Consider the following 230-nt stretch of genomic DNA (forward strand, 5'->3'; position numbering starts at 1 on the left):
TTACTGCAACGGTGCCGAGGCGCTGCAGGATGGTGAGCATATCTCCCTCGACGGCATCACCCCTCGCCTCGAGGTTGTTCACACTCCTGGCCATACCGCGGACTCCACCTGCTTTTTTGTGTGGAGCGGTGAAGTAGGAAACTCCCGCCTCGAAGGCATTATTTCCGGTGACACCATCGCAGGCCGTCACACCGTTTTGCTTTCGGAGACGGACGGAAACTTGGCCGACT

Annotated in this window: 1 pseudogene; it reads left to right on the forward strand. The window is 58.3% G+C overall.

From position 1 onward, the window contains the following. A pseudogene (locus JMJ55_RS31480) lies at positions 1-230 on the forward strand (hypothetical protein); the annotation flags it as partial.

Source organism: Belnapia mucosa, assembly GCF_016775475.1.
GTDB classification, from domain to species: domain Bacteria; phylum Pseudomonadota; class Alphaproteobacteria; order Acetobacterales; family Acetobacteraceae; genus Belnapia; species Belnapia mucosa.